The organism is Streptomyces gottesmaniae (assembly GCF_031845845.1).
GTDB classification, from domain to species: Bacteria; Actinomycetota; Actinomycetes; order Streptomycetales; family Streptomycetaceae; genus Streptomyces; species Streptomyces akebiae.
In genome coordinates, this window is record NZ_JAVRFJ010000085.1 from 1 (window position 1) to 3,343 (window position 3,343).

The 3,343-nt window shown below is 58.6% G+C and carries 2 rRNA genes; both read left to right on the top strand.

Features of this window, described 5'->3' with window-relative positions:
* Window positions 1-1,334: ribosomal RNA gene (locus tag RM704_RS44440) — 16S ribosomal RNA — on the top strand; the annotation flags it as partial.
* A 313-nt stretch (window positions 1,335-1,647) separates the two neighbouring features.
* Window positions 1,648-3,343, top strand: a 23S ribosomal RNA gene (locus tag RM704_RS44445); the annotation flags it as partial.

Genomic DNA, 3,343 nt, shown 5'->3' on the forward strand with positions numbered 1-3,343 from the left:
TGAGTGTGGAAAGCTCCGGCGGTGAAGGATGAGCCCGCGGCCTATCAGCTTGTTGGTGAGGTAACGGCTCACCAAGGCGACGACGGGTAGCCGGCCTGAGAGGGCGACCGGCCACACTGGGACTGAGACACGGCCCAGACTCCTACGGGAGGCAGCAGTGGGGAATATTGCACAATGGGCGAAAGCCTGATGCAGCGACGCCGCGTGAGGGATGACGGCCTTCGGGTTGTAAACCTCTTTCAGCAGGGAAGAAGCGAAAGTGACGGTACCTGCAGAAGAAGCGCCGGCTAACTACGTGCCAGCAGCCGCGGTAATACGTAGGGCGCGAGCGTTGTCCGGAATTATTGGGCGTAAAGAGCTCGTAGGCGGTCTGTCGCGTCGGATGTGAAAGCCCGGGGCTTAACCCCGGGTCTGCATTCGATACGGGCAGACTAGAGTGTGGTAGGGGAGATCGGAATTCCTGGTGTAGCGGTGAAATGCGCAGATATCAGGAGGAACACCGGTGGCGAAGGCGGATCTCTGGGCCATTACTGACGCTGAGGAGCGAAAGCGTGGGGAGCGAACAGGATTAGATACCCTGGTAGTCCACGCCGTAAACGGTGGGAACTAGGTGTTGGCGACATTCCACGTCGTCGGTGCCGCAGCTAACGCATTAAGTTCCCCGCCTGGGGAGTACGGCCGCAAGGCTAAAACTCAAAGGAATTGACGGGGGCCCGCACAAGCAGCGGAGCATGTGGCTTAATTCGACGCAACGCGAAGAACCTTACCAAGGCTTGACATACACCGGAAACGGCCAGAGATGGTCGCCCCCTTGTGGTCGGTGTACAGGTGGTGCATGGCTGTCGTCAGCTCGTGTCGTGAGATGTTGGGTTAAGTCCCGCAACGAGCGCAACCCTTGTTCTGTGTTGCCAGCATGCCCTTCGGGGTGATGGGGACTCACAGGAGACTGCCGGGGTCAACTCGGAGGAAGGTGGGGACGACGTCAAGTCATCATGCCCCTTATGTCTTGGGCTGCACACGTGCTACAATGGCAGGTACAATGAGCTGCGAAGCCGTGAGGCGGAGCGAATCTCAAAAAGCCTGTCTCAGTTCGGATTGGGGTCTGCAACTCGACCCCATGAAGTCGGAGTTGCTAGTAATCGCAGATCAGCATTGCTGCGGTGAATACGTTCCCGGGCCTTGTACACACCGCCCGTCACGTCACGAAAGTCGGTAACACCCGAAGCCGGTGGCCCAACCCGCAAGGGAGGGAGCTGTCGAAGGTGGGACTGGCGATTGGGACGAAGTCGTAACAAGGTAGCCGTACCGGAAGGTGCGGCTGGATCACCTCCTTTCTAAGGAGCATCTAGGTCCCGTCAAGGGATCCAGGGCCATAACGCAGGCGAGTGTTCTGCGGTGGTTGCTCATGGGTGGAACGTTGATTATTCGGCCGGTTTCACGGGCCGGAGGCTGCTAGTACTGCTCGCAAGAGCGTGGAAAGCATGATCTCCGGACGTCGAGCCGGCCGGGCACGCTGTTGGGTGTCTGAGGGTATGGCCGTATGGCTGCCTTCAGTGCCGACCCCGGTGTACTCGCTGGCTTGATGCCGGCGGGGTGGCGGGTGGTTGGTCGTTGTTTGAGAACTGCACAGTGGACGCGAGCATCTGTGGCCAAGTTTTTAAGGGCGCACGGTGGATGCCTTGGCACCAGGAACCGATGAAGGACGTGGGAGGCCACGATAGTCCCCGGGGAGTCGTCAACCAGGCTTTGATCCGGGGGTTTCCGAATGGGGAAACCCGGCAGTCGTCATGGGCTGTCACCCATACCTGAACACATAGGGTATGTGGAGGGAACGCGGGGAAGTGAAACATCTCAGTACCCGCAGGAAGAGAAAACAACCGTGATTCCGGGAGTAGTGGCGAGCGAAACCGGATGAGGCCAAACCGTATACGTGTGAGACCCGGCAGGGGTTGCGTATGCGGGGTTGTGGGATCTCTCTTTCACAGTCTGCCGGCTGTGAGGCGAGTCAGAAACCGCTGATGTAGACGAAGGACATGCGAAAGGTCCGGCGTAGAGGGTAAGACCCCCGTAGTCGAAATGTCAGCGGCTCGTTTGAGAGACACCCAAGTAGCACGGGGCCCGAGAAATCCCGTGTGAATCTGGCGGGACCACCCGCTAAGCCTAAATATTCCCTGGTGACCGATAGCGGATAGTACCGTGAGGGAATGGTGAAAAGTACCCCGGGAGGGGAGTGAAATAGTACCTGAAACCGTGTGCCTACAAGCCGTGGGAGCGTCGGAACAAGGCTTGCCTTGTTCTCGTGACTGCGTGCCTTTTGAAGAATGAGCCTGCGAGTTTGCGGTGTGTTGCGAGGTTAACCCGTGTGGGGAAGCCGTAGCGAAAGCGAGTCCGAACAGGGCGATTCAGTAGCGCGCTCAAGACCCGAAGCGGAGTGATCTAGCCATGGGCAGGTTGAAGCGGAGGTAAGACTTCGTGGAGGACCGAACCCACCAGGGTTGAAAACCTGGGGGATGACCTGTGGTTAGGGGTGAAAGGCCAATCAAACTCCGTGATAGCTGGTTCTCCCCGAAATGCATTTAGGTGCAGCGTCGTGTGTTTCTTGCCGGAGGTAGAGCACTGGATAGGCGATGGGCCCTACCGGGTTACTGACCTTAGCCAAACTCCGAATGCCGGTAAGTGAGAGCGCGGCAGTGAGACTGTGGGGGATAAGCTCCATGGTCGAGAGGGAAACAGCCCAGAGCATCGACTAAGGCCCCTAAGCGTACGCTAAGTGGGAAAGGATGTGGAGTCGCACAGACAACCAGGAGGTTGGCTTAGAAGCAGCCACCCTTGAAAGAGTGCGTAATAGCTCACTGGTCTAGTGATTCCGCGCCGACAATGTAGCGGGGCTCAAGCGTACCGCCGAAGTCGTGTCATTCCAGCATGAGGGCCAACGCCCGCTGGGATGGGTAGGGGAGCGTCGTGTGCCGGGTGAAGCAGCCGCGGAAGCGAGTTGTGGACGGTTCACGAGTGAGAATGCAGGCATGAGTAGCGATACAAACGTGAGAAACGTTTGCGCCGATTGACCAAGGGTTCCTGGGTCAAGCTGATCTGCCCAGGGTAAGTCGGGACCTAAGGCGAGGCCGACAGGCGTAGTCGATGGATAACCGGTTGATATTCCGGTACCCGCTGTGAAGCGTCAAACATCGAACCAGGCGATGCTAAGTCCGTGAAGCCGCCCCGGAGCCTTCGGGCAAAGGGGAGTGGTGGAGCCGACGAACCAGACTTGCAGTAGGTGAGTGATGGGGTGACGCAGGAAGGTAGTCCATCCCGGGCGGTGGTTGTCCCGGGGTAAGGGTGTAGG